Annotated in this window: 16 protein-coding genes; 14 read left to right on the top strand and 2 right to left on the bottom strand. The window is 70.0% G+C overall.

Annotated features, from left to right (window positions below; translation table 11 throughout):
- The first annotated feature begins 2 nt into the window (after window positions 1–2).
- The 14 genes from ABT123_RS26360 (at window position 3) to ABT123_RS26295 (ending at window position 15910) form a co-directional block, all read left to right on the top strand.
- Window positions 3–1805, top strand: a complete 1803-nt coding sequence (locus ABT123_RS26360; RefSeq protein WP_351319009.1) for an ABC transporter substrate-binding protein — start codon at window positions 3–5, stop codon at window positions 1803–1805.
- Between the two features lie 110 nt (window positions 1806–1915).
- The gene (locus ABT123_RS26355; RefSeq protein ID WP_351319007.1) at window positions 1916–2893 is read left to right on the top strand and encodes an ABC transporter permease; all 978 of its coding nucleotides are present in this window, start codon (window positions 1916–1918) and stop codon (window positions 2891–2893) included.
- A gap of 10 nt (window positions 2894–2903) precedes the next feature.
- Window positions 2904–3965 carry an ABC transporter ATP-binding protein gene (locus ABT123_RS26350; protein ID WP_351319005.1) on the top strand — a complete coding sequence of 354 codons (1062 nt, stop codon included), beginning with the start codon at window positions 2904–2906 and terminating at the stop codon, window positions 3963–3965.
- Window positions 3966–3990: 25 nt separating this feature from the next.
- Entirely contained in the window at window positions 3991–5109 is a 1119-nt protein-coding gene (locus ABT123_RS26345) for an ABC transporter ATP-binding protein (protein WP_351319003.1), read from the top strand.
- Window positions 5110–5202: 93 nt separating this feature from the next.
- Window positions 5203–6129, top strand: coding sequence for a GNAT family N-acetyltransferase (locus ABT123_RS26340; protein WP_351319001.1), 927 nt, complete (start codon window positions 5203–5205; stop codon window positions 6127–6129).
- A 105-nt stretch (window positions 6130–6234) separates the two neighbouring features.
- Window positions 6235–7851 (top strand): peptide ABC transporter substrate-binding protein, encoded by a 1617-nt coding sequence (locus ABT123_RS26335; protein ID WP_351318999.1) that lies wholly within the window; start codon window positions 6235–6237, stop codon window positions 7849–7851.
- 53 nt (window positions 7852–7904) lie between these two features.
- Window positions 7905–8828 (top strand): ABC transporter permease, encoded by a 924-nt coding sequence (locus tag ABT123_RS26330; protein WP_351318997.1) that lies wholly within the window; start codon window positions 7905–7907, stop codon window positions 8826–8828.
- Entirely contained in the window at window positions 8821–9867 is a 1047-nt protein-coding gene (locus ABT123_RS26325; protein WP_351318995.1) for an ABC transporter permease, read from the top strand. The genes ABT123_RS26330 and ABT123_RS26325 overlap by 8 nt, the downstream gene beginning before the upstream one ends.
- A 12-nt stretch (window positions 9868–9879) precedes the next feature.
- Window positions 9880–10863, top strand: a complete 984-nt coding sequence (locus ABT123_RS26320) for an ABC transporter ATP-binding protein (RefSeq protein WP_351318993.1) — start codon at window positions 9880–9882, stop codon at window positions 10861–10863.
- The gene (locus ABT123_RS26315; RefSeq protein ID WP_351318991.1) at window positions 10856–11884 is read left to right on the top strand and encodes an ABC transporter ATP-binding protein; all 1029 of its coding nucleotides are present in this window, start codon (window positions 10856–10858) and stop codon (window positions 11882–11884) included. The genes ABT123_RS26320 and ABT123_RS26315 overlap by 8 nt, the downstream gene beginning before the upstream one ends.
- A gap of 271 nt (window positions 11885–12155) precedes the next feature.
- On the top strand, window positions 12156–12350 hold the full coding sequence (locus tag ABT123_RS26310; RefSeq protein WP_150209559.1) for a hypothetical protein: 195 nt from the start codon (window positions 12156–12158) through the stop codon (window positions 12348–12350).
- Window positions 12351–12373: 23 nt separating this feature from the next.
- Window positions 12374–13288: an N-acetyl-1-D-myo-inositol-2-amino-2-deoxy-alpha-D-glucopyranoside deacetylase gene (gene mshB, locus ABT123_RS26305; RefSeq protein ID WP_351318989.1), complete on the top strand. Its 915-nt coding sequence runs from the start codon at window positions 12374–12376 to the stop codon at window positions 13286–13288.
- Entirely contained in the window at window positions 13285–13668 is a 384-nt protein-coding gene (locus tag ABT123_RS26300) for a DUF6113 family protein (protein WP_351318987.1), read from the top strand. Before mshB ends, ABT123_RS26300 begins: the two co-directional genes overlap by 4 nt.
- Before the next feature lie 196 nt (window positions 13669–13864).
- Window positions 13865–15910 (top strand): peptidoglycan binding domain-containing protein, encoded by a 2046-nt coding sequence (locus ABT123_RS26295; protein ID WP_502971054.1) that lies wholly within the window; start codon window positions 13865–13867, stop codon window positions 15908–15910.
- Between the two features lie 70 nt (window positions 15911–15980).
- Here the strand turns inward: ABT123_RS26295 and ABT123_RS26290 are convergent, their stop codons facing one another.
- Window positions 15981–16805 (bottom strand): transglutaminase family protein, encoded by an 825-nt coding sequence (locus ABT123_RS26290; RefSeq protein ID WP_502971058.1) that lies wholly within the window; start codon window positions 16803–16805, stop codon window positions 15981–15983.
- Entirely contained in the window at window positions 16775–17758 is a 984-nt protein-coding gene (locus ABT123_RS26285) for a GNAT family N-acetyltransferase (protein ID WP_351318981.1), read from the bottom strand. The genes ABT123_RS26290 and ABT123_RS26285 overlap by 31 nt, the downstream gene beginning before the upstream one ends.
- Between the last annotated feature and the right edge of the window lie 19 nt (window positions 17759–17777).

Raw genomic sequence — 17777 nt, 5'->3', positions numbered from 1 at the left:
CCATGAGCATCTTCGGCACGCGCAAGGCGCGCGCGATCGTCGTCGCTGTTGCGGCGGGCTCGCTTGCCCTCACCGCCTGCGGTGGCAACGACAACAAGGGCTCCGCCAAGGAGCAGGGCAAGACGAAGGAGGACGCGGCCAAGCAGTCCGCCGCCGTCACCTTCGGCGACGCGAAGGCCTCCACCGGCCCGGCCGCCCCTGTTGACGGCGCCCGCCCCGGCGGCACCATCACCGTCTACCAGACGGACGACTTCTCCCACCTGGACCCGGCGCAGAGCTACGTCTCCGACGCCCGCATCCTGGGCCGGCTGATTCACCGTGGCCTGACCCAGTACCAGGAGGACGCCAGCGGCAAGCTGACGGTCGTCGGTGACATCGCCACCGACTCCGGCAAGACCACCGACGGCGGCAAGACCTGGACCTACACGCTGAAGGACGGCGTGAAGGACCAGAACGGCAACCCGATCACCTCCGCGGACATCCGTCACACGGTCGAGCGTCTCTACACGCCGTTCATCACCGACGGCCCGGTCTACCTGCAGAACTGGCTGTCCGGCGAGGGCACCACGTACCGCAAGGCGCTGCCGGAGGGCCCGTACGGCGGCCAGCACCTGCCGAACGACGTCCTGGAGACCCCGGACGAGAAGACCGTCATCTTCAAGTTCAAGGAGCCGCAGGCCGACCTGCCGCAGGCCCTTGCGATGACCGGCTACTCCGTGGTGCCCGCCAAGGGTGACACCAAGGAGAAGTACGACACCGCTCCGGTCTCGGTCGGCCCGTACAAGATTGCCGACTTCAAGCCCGGCAAGGAAATGAAGCTCGTCAAGAACGAGAACTGGGACCCGAAGACCGACTCGGTCCGTCACCAGTACGTCGACGGCTTCAACATCGCCTTCAACACGCCGGACGAGGCGCAGACCAAGGCGATCCTGGCCGACCGTGACGAGGCCAAGAACGGCATCCAGATGACCGGCACCGTTGCGACCACGCAGGTGCAGAACGTGGTCAACGACGCCGCGGCCAAGGCCCGGACGATCTCCGGCTACCAGCCCTACGTCTGGCAGCTGAACTTCAACCTGGACCGCGTCAAGGACAAGAAGATCCGCGACGCCATCACGCTGGCCATGCCGAACAAGAACGTGTACCAGCCGGACGGCGGTGCGTACGGCGGTGAGGTCGCGACCGGCCTCATCTCCCCGACCACCCCGGGCTTCGAGAAGGACTACGACCCCTTCGGCAAGCTGAAGAAGCCGATGGGTGACATCGAGGCCGCCAAGAAGCTCATCCAGGAGGCCGGCGCCACGGGCATGAAGCTCACGTACGCCTACGCCAACACCCCGAAGCGCCAGCAGCAGGCCCAGTTCATCGCGGACGCGCTGCAGAAGATCGGTCTCGACATCCAGAAGAAGGAGATCGACGGCGCCACCTGGTACGAGCAGGTCGGCAAGGTCGACAACGGTCTGGACCTCTACATGACCGGCTGGGGCCAGGACTGGCCGTCCGCCTCCACCGTCATCCCGCCGCTGTACGACGGCAAGCAGCTGCAGGACGGCTCTTCGGTCTACTCGCACATCAACGACCCGAAGGTCAACGACGAGATCGCCCGCATCAAGAAGATCGTCGACCCGGCTGAGGCCCAGAAGGCGTGGACCGCGCTGCACCACGACATCGTGGAGCGCATCAACCCGGCCGCCCCGCTGTACTTCACCAAGTCGCTGCAGATCCAGGGCTCGAACGTCGGTGGCGCTCGCTACTCGAACGACCTGAGCGCGATCGACGTCACGCGCGTCTTCCTGAAGAGCTAACACTCTCAGGCCGAAGCCCCGGGGGTTGTGCGGACGGCGGTCCGCACAACCCCCGGGGTACCGGTCCTCTCCTTCGACCCCTCACGCCGCCGTCCTGAGAGCAGCGACCCATGCTTCAATTCCTTCTTCGCCGGACGTTCGGCGCAGTGCTGATCCTGTTCCTGATCAGCGCCTTCACCTTCTTCATGTTCTTCGCCATCCCGCAGGACCCGGCAATGCTGGCCTGTGGCAAGAACTGCACCCCGGACGCCCTCGCGGTGATCCACAAGAATATGGGCCTCGACGACCCGGTTCCGGTCCAGTTCTGGAACTACATGGTGGGCATCTTCGCCGGACGTGACTTCTCCGTCGGCCACTGCGACGCCCCCTGTTTCGGTGTCTCCTTCGACAACCAGCAGATGGTCTGGGACACGCTCCTGGACCGCCTGCCGCTGACCATCTCGCTGTCCATCGGCGGTCTGATCGTCTTCCTGATCGTCGGCCTCGGCGCCGGCATGATCGCCGCTGCCCGCAAGGGCACCTGGATCGACAAGGTCTTCAGCGGCGGCTCGCTGGTCCTGTCCTCGCTCCAGATCTACTTCCTCGGTCCGGTCGTCCTCGGCATCTTCGTCTACAGCACCGGCTGGCTGGAGAAGCCCAAGTACGTACCGTTCTCCGAGAGTTTCGGCGGCTGGTTCATGGGTCTGCTGATCCCATGGATGGTCATGTCGGTCATCTTCACGGCCAACTACACGCGCATGGCCCGTTCGACAATGATCGAGCAGCTCCAGGAGGAGTACGTCCGAGCCGCCCGCGCCAAGGGCATGAGCAACCGGTACGTGTTCTTCCGCTACGCCTGGCGCGGCTCGCTCATCCCGATCGTGACCATCCTCGGCATCGACCTCGGCGCACTGCTCGGCGGCGCGGTGGTCACCGAGTTCACCTTCAACCTTGCCGGTATCGGCCGCTTGGCCGTCGAGTCGGTCAAGGACAAGGACCTGCCGCTGACCATGGGCGTCATGGTGTTCAGCGCCGCGCTCATCCTCTTCTTCAACATCATTGTGGACGCGCTGTACGCCATCATTGACCCGCGCGTGCGTCTGTCCTAGGAGAACGACCGTGACCACACTCACCAAGACCGAGGACGTCCCGGCTCCGACCGAGTCCGACGCCTTCCTTTCGGTGCGCGACCTGCGAGTCCAGTTCTCCACCGAGGACGGCATCGTCAAGGCGGTCGACGGGCTGTCGTTCGACCTGAAGCGCGGCCAGACGCTCGGCATCGTCGGCGAGTCCGGCTCCGGCAAGTCCGTGACCAACCTGACCGTCCTGGGTCTGCACAACCCGAAGACGACCAACATCACCGGCTCCATCCGGCTCGATGGCCAGGAAATCACCGACATGCGCGACAAGGAGCTGGAGAAGCTCCGCGGCGACAAGATGGCGATGATCTTCCAGGACGCGCTCACCGCGCTCTCGCCGTACTACACGGTGGGCCGGCAGATCTCCGAGCCGTTCCGCAAGCACACCGGCGCGAGCAAGAAGGAGGCCCGGAACCGGGCCATCGAGATGCTCGGCAAGGTCGGCATCCCCGACCCCAAGCGCCGGGTGGACGACTACCCGCACCAGTTCTCCGGCGGTATGCGCCAGCGCGCCATGATCGCCATGTCGCTGGTCTGCAACCCGGAGCTGCTGATCGCGGACGAGCCCACCACGGCGCTCGACGTGACCGTCCAGGCGCAGATCCTCGACCTGCTCAAGGACCTGCAGCAGGAGTTCGGTTCCGCGATCATCATGATCACCCATGACCTGGGTGTCGTGGCCAACATGGCCGACGACCTCCTGGTGATGTACGCGGGCCGGGCCGTGGAGCGCGGCACCGTCCGCGAGGTGCTCAAGGACCCCTCGCACCCGTACACCGTCGGTCTGCTCCGCTCGATGCCGAGCCTGACCTCCGATGTCAACGAGCCGCTGACCCCGATCCCGGGTTCGCCGCCCAGCCTGCTCAACCCGCCGCCCGGCTGCGCCTTCAGCGCCCGGTGTGCCCACGTGGACCTGGTGTCCGACAGCCGGTGCACCTCCGAGCGTCCGCTGCTCGCCGACGGACGGGCGGCTGCCTGCCACCTGACCGCAGAGCAGAAGCAGCAGGCTTTCTTCCAGACCATCCAGCCCCGGCTGGGCTGACGGACCGGCGACTGAGGCTGAGACCATGAGCGACAACACCACCACCAAGGCTGCCGAGGACACCGTTCCGGCGCAGCGCGACCCGGCCGCCGAGCCGTTGATGACCGTGGAAGGGCTGACCAAGCACTTCCCGATCATGGGCGGTTTCCCGATCAAGCGGAAGGTCGGCGCGGTCCAGGCCGTCGACGGCCTGTCCTTCGACATCGCCCCCGGCGAGAGCCTCGGCCTCGTCGGCGAGTCCGGCTGCGGCAAGTCGACCACCGGCCGGCTGCTGACCCGCCTGATGGAGCCCACCGGCGGCAAGATCACGTACAAGGGCCAGGACATCACCCACGCCTCGCGCAAGCAGCTGGCGCCGGTGCGGTCCGAAATCCAGATGATCTTCCAGGACCCGTACGCTTCCCTGAACCCGAGGCAGACGGTCGGCACCATCATCTCCAGCCCGATGGAGATCAACGGGATCAACCCGCCCGGCGGCCGGGAGAAGCGGGTCCGCGAGCTCCTGGAGATTGTGGGCCTCAACCCGGAGCACTACAACCGCTTCCCGCACGAGTTCTCGGGCGGCCAGCGCCAGCGCATCGGCGTCGCCCGCGCGCTCGCCCTGGAGCCGAAGCTGATCATCGCGGACGAGCCCGTCTCGGCCCTCGACGTCTCCATCCAGGCGCAGGTCATCAACCTGCTCCAGAAGCTCCAGCGGGAGCTCGGCATCGCGTTCGTGTTCATCGCGCACGACCTGTCGATCGTCCGGCACTTCTCCGAGCGCGTCGCGGTCATGTACCTCGGCAAGATCATGGAGATCGCCGACCGCGACTCGCTGTACAACCGGCCGCGGCACCCGTACACGCACGCACTGCTCTCCGCGGTGCCCGAGGCGGACGTGGATCTGGACAAGAAGGAGCGGATCCGGCTCTCCGGCGACGTTCCCTCGCCGATCATGCCGCCGTCCGGCTGCCGCTTCCGCACCCGCTGCTGGAAGGCGCAGGACATCTGTGCCTCCCAGGAGCCGCCGCTGGTGCAGCTCGCCACCAGCAAGGCGGGCCACCTGACGGCCTGCCACTTCCCGGAGGACCCGACCACCGAGAAGCGCGGCGAGGACATCGTCCTCGACCCGGCACTCACCGCCCTGGAGGGCGACGAGGCGTAGGTGACATCGTCGACGGGCCCCGCATCTGTGATGCGGGGCCCGTCGACGTTTATTGGGTTGTCCCCGGCCTCGGGCGCCCGCCAGAGTGGACGGATGCTGACTGTTCGGCCCGCGGGGCCCGGCGATGCGGGGGATATCTGTGCCCTGCTCAACGCCATCGACACCATCGAGATCGGCCGCCCGGAGACCGACCTGCACGAGGTCGAGGCCGACCTCAACCATCCCGACGTGGACCTTGCCACCGACTCCTGGCTCGCCCACGACGGCGGCCGGCTGGTCGCCTATGGCCTGGTCTGGCCGGCCGGAGAGCCCGGCCGGATCGAGTGCGACCACTATGTGCTGCCCGACCACCAGGCCGCCGGCCTGCGCCTGCTGGAGTTGATGGAGGCCCGCGCCCACGCCATGGCGGGCGGGACCCCCGGCTCGCTCCGGCTCCAGCTCAATGTGCAGCCCACCCTGGACACCGGCCTGCTGGCCGGCCACGGCTGGCAGACCGTACGCCGCTACCAGGTGATGGTCCGCGACCTCGACCCGGCCGCCGACCTGCCGCCCGAGCTCCCCGCCGGGCTGACCCTGCGCCACTGCGGCACCGACGAGGCCGACCGGCGCCGGGCGCACGCGCTGATCGAGAGCTCCTTCGCCGAGCACTTCGGCCATGTGGAGCGCGACTACGAGGTCTGGCTGGACCACTACTCCTTCCGCAACCTCGACTGGTCCCTGGTGTGGATCGCCTCGCTGCCCGGCGAGGGCGATGTCGCCGTCGTCCTCACCCGGGACGACCGGACCAGCATGGGCTGGCTCAGCCACATCGGAGTACGCAAGGACTTCCGCGGCCGGGGCATCGGCGGACACCTGCTGCGCCACGGCTTCGCCGTCTACGCCGGCCGCGGCCGGGACACGCTGGGCCTCGGGGTGGACACCCTGAACGCCACCGGCGCCCTCGCCCTCTACGAGGCACACGGCATGCGGATGCACTTCGCCGTGAACACCTGGGAGCTGGCCCTGCACCCCCAGGAGTGACAGCGGCCAGGCGCGCGGGTGCAATCGGGCGCACCTGGAGTGCACGGCCGCCGCCATGGGGTGACATTGGCTCCCATTGGGATGCGTGAGCCAAGGAGGCACTCGATGCGCGGAGCCACCCACGCCAAGTGGGCCGCAGGTGCGGTGGCCGTCGCCCTCGCGGCGACGGCCTGCGGCGGCAGCGACAGTGGAGCCGGCGCCGGAATCGTCAGTTCCTCCTGGGGCGACCCGCAGAACCCCCTGGAGCCCGCCAACACCAACGAGGTGCAGGGTGGCAAGGTGCTCGACATGCTCTTCCGGGGTCTGAAGCGGTACGACCCCAAGACCGGCGAGGCCCAGGACATGGTCGCCGAGAAGATCGAGACCACCGACAGCCAGAACTTCACCGTCACCCTCAAGGACGGCTGGACGTTCAGCAACGGAGAGCCCGTCACCGCCCAGTCCTTCGTGGACGCCTGGAACTACGCGGCGGACGTCCGCAACAAGCAGAACAACGCGCCCTTCTTCGCCGACATCGTCGGCTACGACGACCTGCACCCGGCCTCCGGCGACCCCAAGACCACCACCATGTCCGGACTGGTGGTCAAGGACCCCAAGACCTTCACCGTCGCCCTCAAGGAGAAGTTCTCCACCTGGCCCGAGACCCTCGGCTACCAGGCCTTCTCCCCGCTGCCGAAGTCCTTCTTCACCGATCACACCGGCTGGCTCGACAAGCCCGTCGGCAACGGCCCGTACACGGTGGAGTCGTACACCAAGGGCACCGGCATGCAGCTGCGCGCCTGGGACGGGTACCCCGGGCCGGACAAGGCGCAGAACAGCGGCGTGGACCTCAAGGTCTACACCGACAACAACACCGCCTACACCGATCTGATCTCCGGCAACCTCGACCTGGTGGACGACGTGCCGGCGCAGCAGCTGAAGAACGTCAAGAACGACCTCGGCGACCGGTACATCAACCAGCCCGCCCTCATCATCCAGACCCTCACCTTCCCGCTGTACGACCCCGGATGGAACAAGCCCGGCATGGAGAAGGTCCGCCAGGGCATCTCCCGCGCCATCAACCGCCCTGAGATCACCAAGCAGATCTTCCAGAACACCCGCAGCCCCGCCAAGGACTGGACCTCCTCCGCCCTCGGCGAGAAGGGCGGCTTCAAGGACATGTGCGGGGAGCTGTGCACCTACGACCCCGCCGCCGCCAAGCAGCTCATCGAGGCGGGCGGCGGCCTGCCCGGCGGGAAGATGACCCTCACCTCGAACGTGGACACCGGTTCGCACCGCACCTGGATGGACGCCGTCTGCAACAGCATCAACAACGCGCTCGGCAGGGGCCCGGTCTGTACGGTCAACCCGATCGGGACCTTCGCGGACTTCCGCAACCAGACGACCTCCTTCAAGCTGACCGGCCCGTTCCGCTCCGGCTGGCAGGGCGACTACCCGCTGATCCAGAACTTCCTGGAGCCGCTGTACTACACGGGCGCCTCCTCCAACTACGGGAAATTCTCCAATCCGGAGTTCGACCAGCTGGTCGACGAGGCCAACCGGGACTCCGACACCGCCCGGGCCATCGGCACCTTCCAGGACTCCGAGAAGATCCTCGCCGCCCAGATGCCCTCGATCCCGCTCTGGTACCAGAACGGCAGCGCCGGCTACGCGGAGCGGCTCTCCGACGTCGAGCTGAACCAGTTCAGCGTCCCCGTCTACGACCGGATCAAGGTCAACTGAGCCCGGGCTCCCCCCCGCTCCTCCCGCCGCCCCCGAACACCCCGGAGCATTCCATGGGACGTTATGTGATCCGGCGGCTGCTCCAGATGATCCCGGTGTTCATCGGCAGCACGTTCCTGATCTTCTTCATGGTGTACGCGCTGGGCGACCCGGTGGCGGCGCTCTTCGGCGACAAGGCCCCCGACCCGGCCACCGCGGCGCGCATCCGCAAGGAGCTCTACCTCGACCAGCCCCTGTGGAAGCAGTACCTCCACTACATGGGGCAGATCTTCCAGGGCGACTTCGGCACCGCCTTCAACGGGCAGTCGGTCACCGAGCTGATGGCCTCCGCCTTCCCCGTCACCCTCCGCCTGACCTGCGTCGCGATCTTCTTCGAGATCGTCGTCGGGATCACCCTCGGCGTGGTCAGCGGACTCCGCCGGGGCAAGACCGTCGACACCAGCGTGCTGGTCCTCACCCTCGTGGTGATCTCGGTCCCCACCTTTGTCACCGGCTACCTGCTCCAGTACCTCCTCGGCGTCAAATGGGGCTGGGTCAGGCCCACCGTCTCCGCGGACGCCCCCCTGAACGAGCTGATCCTGCCCGGCATCGTCCTCGCCCTGGTCTCCCTCGCCTACGTCACCCGGCTCTCCCGCACCTCCATCGCCGAGAACACCAAGGCCGACTACGTCCGCACCGCCGTCGCCAAGGGACTGCCGCGCCACCGCGTCGTCACCAGGCACCTGCTCCGGAACTCGCTGATCCCGGTGGTCACCTTCATCGGCACCGACATCGGCGCCCTGATGGGCGGAGCCATCGTCACCGAGCGCATCTTCAACATCCACGGCGTCGGCTACCAGCTCTACCAGGGCATCCTCCGCAACAACGCCCCCACCGTCGTCGGCTTCGTGACCATCCTCGTCATCGTCTTCCTGCTGGCCAACCTGCTCGTCGACCTGCTCTACGCGGTCCTGGACCCGAGGATCCGGTATGCCTGAGCCCGAGCACCCCGAAGGCCACGGCTACGACCCGGTGGGCCCCCGCCCCCGCGAGGCCGTGGCACCCACCGGCGCGGGCGGCCCCATGGACCTCGCCCTGGACGAGGCCGAGAGCCTGGAGAAGACCCCAGGGGCGGCGAGACGGGCCGGCCGGCTCCGCACCGCCGCCGGCCGGGTCGGCCGTCCGCAGGACAAGGCCCGCTCGCTCTGGTCCGACGCCTGGCACCAGCTCCGCCGGAACCCGGTCTTCGTCATCTCCGCCCTGCTGATCCTGTTCCTGGTCTTCATCTCCATCTGGCCGCAGGCCATCGCCTCCGGCGACCCCCTCCAGTGCGACCTGTCCAAGTCACAGCAGGGCCCCGCCCCCGGACACCCCTTCGGCTACGACACCCAGGGCTGCGACGTCTACACCCGCACCGTCTACGGCGCCCGCGCCTCCATCACCGTGGGCATCTGCGCCACCGTCGGCGCCGCCCTGCTCGGCTCCCTGCTCGGCGGGCTGGCCGGCTTCTTCGGCAGCTGGAGCGACGCCCTGCTCTCCCGGGTCGCCGACATCTTCTTCGGCATCCCCGTGGTCCTCGGCGGCCTCGTCTTCCTGTCCGTGGTCACCAGCACCACCGTCTGGCCGGTGGTCGGCTTCATCGTGCTGCTCGGCTGGCCGCAGGTCGCCCGCATCGCCCGCGGATCCGTCATCACCGCCAAACAGAACGACTACGTCCAGGCCGCCCGCGCCCTCGGCGCCGGCAACGGCCGGATGCTGCTGCGCCACGTGGCCCCCAACGCCGTCGCCCCGGTCATCGTCGTCGCCACCATCGCCCTCGGCACGTACATCGCCCTGGAAGCCACCCTGTCCTTCCTCGGCGTGGGCCTGCGCCCGCCCACCGTCTCCTGGGGCATCGACATCTCCAACGCCGCCCCGCAGATCCGCAACGCCCCGCACATGCTGCTCTGGCCCGCCGGAGCGCTCAGTGTGACCGTGCTGGCGTTCATCATGCTCGGCGACGCGGTGCGCGACGCCCTCGACCCCAAGCTGCGCTGAGGAGCTCCGCACATGCTGCTCGAAGTCCGCGACCTCCAGGTGGAATTCACGACGCGGGACGGGGTCGCCAAGGCCGTCAACGGGGTCGACTACGCGGTGGACGCCGGCGAGACCCTGGCCGTGCTCGGCGAATCCGGCTCCGGCAAGTCGGTCACCGCACAGGCCGTGATGGGCATCCTGGACACCCCGCCCGGCCGGATCACCGGCGGCGAAATCCTCTTCAAGGGCCAGGACCTGCTGAAACTGAAGGAGGAGGAGCGCCGGAAGATCCGCGGGGCCGAGATGGCGATGATCTTCCAGGACGCGCTGTCCTCCCTCAACCCGGTGCTCTCCGTGGGCAAACAACTCGGCGAGATGTTCGAGGTCCACCGCGGCATGTCCCGCAAGGACGCCAAGCTCAGGGCCGTGGAACTGATGGACCGGGTCAGGATCCCGGCCGCGAAAGAGCGCGTCGGCGACTATCCCCACCAGTTCTCCGGCGGCATGCGCCAGCGCATCATGATCGCGATGGCGCTGGCCCTGGAACCCTCGCTGATCATCGCCGACGAGCCGACCACCGCCCTCGACGTCACCGTCCAGGCCCAGGTCATGGACCTGCTCGCCGAGCTCCAGCGCGAACTCCGGATGGGCCTGATCCTGATCACCCACGACCTCGGGGTGGTCGCCGACGTGGCCGACAAGATCGCCGTCATGTACGCCGGCCGGATCGTCGAGGAAGCCCCCGTCCACCGGCTCTACAAAGCACCCGCGCACCCCTACACAAGAGGCCTGCTCGACTCCATCCCGCGCCTGGACCAGAAGGGCCAGGAGCTCTACGCGATCAAGGGACTGCCGCCCAACCTGCTGGCCATCCCGCCCGGCTGCGCCTTCAACCCGCGCTGCCCGATGGCCCAGGACATCTGCCGGACGGACATCCCGCCGCTGTACCCGGTCACCGAATCCCCCGTGCCCCGATCGAGCGCCTGCCACTTCTGGAAGGAGTGCCTCCATGCCTGAGACCGAAGCCATCCTGGAGGTCCGCGGCCTGGTCAAGCACTACCCGCTCACCCAGGGCGTACTCATCAAGAAGCAGGTCGGCGCGGTCAAGGCGGTCGACGGGGTCGACTTCGCCCTCGGCGCCGGCGAAACCCTGGGCATCGTCGGCGAATCCGGCTGCGGCAAGTCCACCGTCGCCAGGATGCTGGTCCACCTGGAACGCCCGACCGCGGGCTCGATCGCGTACAAGGGCGAGGACATCACCCGGCTGTCGGGAAAGGCCCTGCGCGCCGTCCGCCGGAACATCCAGATGGTCTTCCAGGACCCGTACACCTCGCTGAACCCCCGGATGACGGTCGGCGACATCATCGGCGAGCCGTACGAGATCCACCCCGAGGTGGCCCCGAAGGGGGACCGGCGCCGGAAGGTGCAGGAACTCCTCGACGTGGTCGGCCTCAACCCGGAGTACATCAACCGCTATCCGCACCAGTTCTCCGGCGGCCAGCGGCAGCGCATCGGCATCGCCCGGGGCCTCGCCCTCCGGCCCGAGATCATCGTCGCGGACGAGCCGGTCTCCGCCCTCGACGTCTCCGTCCAGGCGCAGGTGATCAACCTGCTGGAACGCCTGCAGTCCGAGTTCAGGCTCTCCTACGTGTTCATTGCGCACGACCTCTCGATCGTCCGTCACATCTCCGACCGGGTCGGGGTGATGTACCTCGGGCGGATCGTCGAGCTCGGCACCGACACCGAGATCTACGAGCACCCCACCCACCCCTACACCCAGGCCCTGCTCTCGGCCGTGCCGGTCCCCGACCCGGAGGCCCGCGCCCGCCGGGGGAGGATCATCCTCACCGGGGACGTCCCCTCCCCGGCCAATCCGCCGTCCGGCTGCCGCTTCCGCACCCGCTGCTGGAAGGCGCAGCCCCGCTGCGCGGCCGAGGTCCCGCTGCTGGCCGTCCCCGAGGCCTTCCGCCACACCACCGGCCCGGCCGCCCACCCCTCGGCCTGCCACTTCGCGGCGGAGAAGCCTGAACTTCGTTAACACGGAGGCAACTTGACAGTTTCGGCGACGATACGTGCCCCGGGGACGCTGGCCCTGTACGGTCCGTGCGGGTGCCGTAAACCGGCCGGGGCGGGCGCGAGCCCACCCCGGCCGGTGCTCCCGTGCTCCGCCGCATGCGCGGCATGCGCCCCTCGTGCTGCCGGAATTCGATCGATGCGCTGGGACGGATAGTTATGATCCGTAGCGCACGGTGGGTATGACTCCGTCGTGTGCACTTACCTGTGTCCGTCCGACGTGGAGGTGAACCGCCGTGGCACTCTCGATCTCGGCCGTGGTGCTGCTGGCAGTCGTCGTCTTCCTGCTGGTCCGCAAGTCGGGACTCAAGCCGGGACACGCGGTGGTCTGCACCCTGCTCGGCTTCTATCTCGCGAGCTCCTCGATGGCTCCGACCCTGGACCAGCTCACCACCAACGTGGCCGGCATGATCAGCGGACTGAAGTTGTGAGGCCTTCCGCCTAGGCTGGCCCTATGAACGGTCTTCCTGCCCGTCGTCTGCTCCTCGTGCACGCACACCCGGACGACGAGTCGATCAACAACGGCGTCACCATGGCCAAGTACGCGGCCGAGGGTGCCCATGTGGCACTGGTGACCTGCACGCTCGGCGAGGAGGGCGAGGTCATTCCGCCCGAGCTCGCCCATTTGGCGGCCGGTCAGGAGGACACGCTGGGCCGCCACCGGGTGGGTGAGCTCGCCGCGGCGATGACCGAGCTGGGGGTGGCCGACCACGGCTTCCTCGGCGGGCCCGGCCGCTACCGCGACTCCGGGATGATGGGCGTGGAGCAGAACCACCGCCCGGGCGCCTTCTGGTCCGCCGACCTCGACGAGGCCGCCGGACACCTCGTGGAGGTGATCCGGCGGATCCGCCCGCAGGTGCTGGTGACGTATGACCCGAACGGGGGATACGGCCACCCCGACCACATCCAGGCCCACCGGGTGGCCATGCGCGCCGCCAAACTGGCCGCGGAGCCGGAATTCCGGCCCGAGCTCGGCGCGCCGCACCCAATCGGGAAGATCTACTGGAACCGGGTCCCGCGCTCGGTGGTCGAGGAGGGCTTCGCCAAGCTCCGCGCCGCCGGCACGACATCGCCGTTCCCCGGGATCGCCACCCCCGACGACGTGCCCGGGGTGGTCGAGGACGCCCGGATCACCGCCGAGATCACCGACGACCGCGATGGTGCGTACGAGGCGGCCAAGGCGGCGGCGATGCGCGCCCACGCCACCCAGATCGCCGTGGACGGCCCGTTCTTCGCCCTCTCCAACGACCTGGCGCAGCCGCTCTTGACCCGGGAGTACTACGAGTTGGTCCAGGGGCGCTCCGGAGCTCCGGCCGGCGAGCGCGAACGCGACCTGTTCGCCGGGGTCGAAGGGGCGGCGGCGCGATGACCGGCACCTACACCCCCGGCCGGATCGCCGCCCTGCTGGGCCTCGTGGTGGCCGGCGCGGTCACCGGCGCGGCCGGCTGGCTCGTGGTCGACCTGTGGTTCCCGGGCGGGCTGCTGCTCGCCCTGCTGGCCGTGTTCGGGGTCTTCCTGGCGGGCCGGCTGGCCCTCGGCGGGGCCATCGGCGTCGGCGCGGCATCCGCCGGCTGGTTCCTCACCTACGTGGTGTTCAGCATGCCGCGCCCGGAAGGCGACTTCCTACTCAGCTCGGCCGGAATCGGTATGTATGCCTACCTTTTGGGTGGGGCGGTTGCCGCTGTGATCTGTGCCACGATGCACGGACCGGTGGAGGGGTCGGTTTCGGCCGCCCGGCCCGGCAAGTGACGTGCCGTTCGGGGCAGTCCCGTGATGTGCGCCGGGGGGTGTGAAGTGCCCCGGTGCGCCCCTTCCGCAACCCGGTGGAGAACCCTGCCGAGTCCGCCGGTCAGGTGCGGCCCGGCGGCGGCCAGTATGGTGGACGGGCCGCCGAGCTGCCCGCGCACGGTATGACGGGCGGCGGAGCCAACCGGGAGAACCTGCCTTGAGCCGTGAAACTGACAGTTCGTCCTCCGGGCCCCATGGGTCCGGTGGAGCCGCCTACCCGTCGGGTACGCCGCCGTACGGATCACGCCAGCACCCGGCGAACGCCCCGGAGGGGAACACTGTGACTTCCAAGCCGTCCACGCCCGCCGGCGACTCCGCCGACTCCGACGGGCCGAAGACCGAGACCACGCTGACGACCCGGATCCGGATCAACATTCCGGGCTCCCGGCCGATTCCGCCGGTGGTCGTACGCAAGCCCGTGGCCGAAGTGGAGGCCGGAGATCCGGTCGAGCCGGCCGAGGCCGCGCCGGCGCCCGCCCCGGCCCCGGCGCCTGCCCCGGCCGAGCCGGAGGCCAGCAACTGGTTCGCCCCGCGCAAGCCGGCCGCCGCGGCGCCGGCCCCGGCTCCGGCTCCTGCGCCCGCCGCGCCGCCCGCCCCCGCTCCGGGGCCGGGTCCCGGTCCGGCCCGGCCCGGTCTCCCGACCCGTCAGCCGCAGGCCTCCGCCCCGGCTCAGGCCCAGGCGTCCGCGCCGGCTGCTGCGTACGGTTCCGGCCGCCCGGGTGGCCCCGGTGTCGGTGCCGGCGGCCCCGGCGCGGGCCCCCGGCCCGGCAACGGCCCCCGCCCCGGCGGTCCCGGTGCTCCCGGCGCTCCCGGAGGCCAGGCTCCCCAGGGCTTCCCCGGCGGCGCGGGCAACGGCCCGATGCCCCCCGGCCCCGGCCAGACCCCCGGCGGCGCGGGCTTCGCTCCCGGCGGCGGCGGCTTCGCCCCGGCCGGCCCGGACGGCGGCGCCGGCGCCGGCTACGCCACGGGCGGGCCCGCCCCGCACGGCTTCGCCCCGGCCGGCCCCACCGGCGGCCCCTCCTTCGGCACCATGCCGGTCAGCGGCCCGCCCCGGGCCGACGAGGACATCCCCGTCCCCGGGCTCGCCCCGCGCTGGCCCGGCCCGGAGGCCGACGGCGGCGCGCCCACCGGCGCCCTGCCGCGCATCGACCACCCGGCCGCCGCCCCGATGCCGCGGCCCGTCCCGGTCACCACCCCCACGCCCACGCCGCGGCCGGCCCCCGCCGCCAAGCCCGCGCCCGCGCCCGCCCCGGCCAAGAAGAAGGGCCGCTCCAAGCTGGTCCTGGCCGGCGGCGGCATCGTCGTGCTGCTCGGCGTCGCCTACGGCGCGGGCCTGCTGCTCAACCACTCCGACGTACCCAAGGGCACCACCGTCCTCGGCGTGGACATCAGCGGCACCCGCGAGGAGGCCGTCGCCAAGCTCCAGACCGCCTTCGGCAACCGGGCCAACGCCCCGCTGCAGCTCACCGTCGGCGGCAAGCAGGTCGAGCTGAAGCCCGAGAAGGCCGGACTGTCCCTGGACAGCCAGACCACCGTGCGCAACGCCGCCGGCAGCGACTACAACCCGGTCACCGTGATCGGCTCCCTCTTCGGCCAGGAGCGCCCGGCCACCCCGGTCATCCCGGTCGACGAGGAGAAGCTGCAGGTCGCCCTCCAGGAGCTGGCCGGCACCTCCGGCAGCGCCGTCGAGGCGACGATCAAGTTCGAGCCGAACAAGGTCACCCCGGTCCCCGGCAAGGCCGGCAGCAGCCTGGACGTGGAAGCCTCCCTCGGCAAGGTCACCGACGCCTACCGCGCCCTGGTGGAGACCGGCAAGGCGGTGCCCGTCGAGCTCCCGGTGACGGACAAGGCGCCGACCGTCGGCCAGGCCGAACTCGACCGGGCCATGAACGAATTTGCCAAGCCCGCCATGTCCGGAAACGTCACGGTCAAGGCAGGCGCCAAGTCCATCCCGTTCGGACCGTCCCGGTCGCTTCCCAAGATCCTCAGCATGGTGGTGGTGGACGGGAAGCTGGTCGAGAAGTACGACCTCGCAGCGCTCAAGGAGCTCTACGGGAACACCTTCGACGGGGTCCAGGTCATGCGCGGCAACGGCGAGAAGACCGCCGTCACCCCGGAGGACGTGGCCGGCGCCCTCGGCAAGGCACTGCGCGGCAAGACCGCCGCCGAACGGGTCGGGGTCATCGAGACCAACGCGAGCTGACCGACAGAGCCCCTGCCCGGATCTCCGGGCAGGGGCTCGCTCGTACGCGGGTCCGCGGTGGCGGTCCCGCTCAGTTCAGCAGGGCCCGCGCGGCGAGCGCCTCCGCGCGGAGCCGGGACGCCGCGTCCGCGTCCACCGCCGCGACCACCTCGGCGTACGCGTCGAGCTCGGCCGCGCCCGCCGTGAACTCTCCCCGGTTCACCAGCAGCCGCGCCCGCTCGTACCGGAGCGACGCCGGGTGCGAGGGCAGCAGCAGCGACAGGTCCAGCGACCACAGGGCCACCGCCGACTGCTCCGGGCGGGCGGCGGCCCAGGCACGGATGTTGTTCAGGATGCGCAGCACGATGTCCAGGGTCCGGGCCGGCTCCAGCGGCCCCGCCTCGGCCGCCACCCCCGCGGGCCCCGCGCCGAGCGCGGCGCCGCCCGCGAAGGGGTCCACGTGCACCCGCTCCTCCGGGTCCCCGAAGCCGACCACGAAGTGCCCCGGCAGGCCCAGCCCGTACACCGGGGCGCCCGCCCGCCGGGCCACCTCCAGCCAGACCACCGACAACAGGATCGGCAGCCCGCGCCGCCGCCGCAGCACCTCGTGCAGCAGGGAGGAGGACAGCCGGCCGTAGTCCGCCGGGGTGCCGTGGAAGCCCAGCTGCCCGCCCAGCAGTTCCGTCAGCGCCGCCGCCCACTGCCGGGGGGTCCGCAGCCCGTACGGCAGCAGTCCGGCCAGCCGGTCGAGTTCGATCTGCGCCTCGTCCACCGCCCGTTCGTCCAGGGACGGATCAGCCTCTGCCGCCAGATACAGGCACAACAGCGACAAGTCCGGTCGTTCCGACCGCGCTTCCGCCGCGAACTCCGCGCGGAACCCGCCACTCACGAGCCCACCGCCCGGAAATGGTGGTATGCGTGGTGTGTCGCGAAGCCCAGCCCGTCGTACAGGCCGCGGGCCCCGCCGTTGTCCGCCTCCACCTGGAGCCAGGCCGCCGACGCGCCCTCCTCGAGCGCCTGCCGGGCCAGCGCCGCCATCACCGCCGTCGCCAGGCCCTGCCGCCGGTGCTCCGGGGCGACCTCCACCGAGGTGAAGCCGGCCCACCGGCCGTCCACCACACACCGTCCGATCGCCTTCCCGGGCACCTCCGCGAACCACACCGAGGATCCTGCCGACAGGACAGCGCGGGCCACGGCCGGGTCCGCGACCCGCCCGTACCGGGCCAGCCAGTCGTCCCCGAAGTCCCGGGAGAGGGCCACACCTGACACATCCGCGTCCACGTCCGCGACCGGTGCGAGCGAGGCGATCCGGATCTCCGCCGACACCTCCCGGGTCCAGCCGCGCTCGGTCAGCTGCGCGCACAGCGCCTCCTGGGTGCCGACGGCCCCCGTCGCCGTCTGCACGTACGCAGGGAGCCCCCGGTCCGCGTACCAGGCCGTCACCCGCGCGAGTGCTTCGTCCAGCGGTATCCCCGCCTCGCCCAGTGGCAGCACCGAATTGGCCCGCCGGGTGAATCCGGCCGCGGCCCGCAGCGTCCAGTCGCCCAGCGGCTCGCTCTCCAGCGGCTGCCAGGCCCGGGCGCAGGCCCGGGCGAGCTCCTCGAAGGAGGCCGCGGGACCCCGCCGGCGGGCCGGTGCGGGAGGCACCACCTTGCCCGCGACCAGGGACGATTCCGCGATGCGGACGGTTTCACCGCTCTTTCGTGTGATCAGCAGCACACCGTCCGTCCACGATACGAGAACACCCACCACATCGGTGAAGCCCCCACCGCCCTCGGGGGCCGTGACGGTACGGCGCACGGACACCCGTTTACCCACGTCAGCCGGGGTAATGCGAATCTCCATCAGTGCACCAGCGGTGTTTTCCACAGCTCTCTAGCCCCTCTTG

The sequence above is a fragment of the Streptomyces sp. NPDC002054 genome (assembly GCF_040296685.1).
In the GTDB taxonomy this organism is placed as follows: Bacteria; Actinomycetota; Actinomycetes; order Streptomycetales; family Streptomycetaceae; genus Streptomyces.
This window is presented reverse-complemented; position numbering and strand designations above follow the sequence as displayed.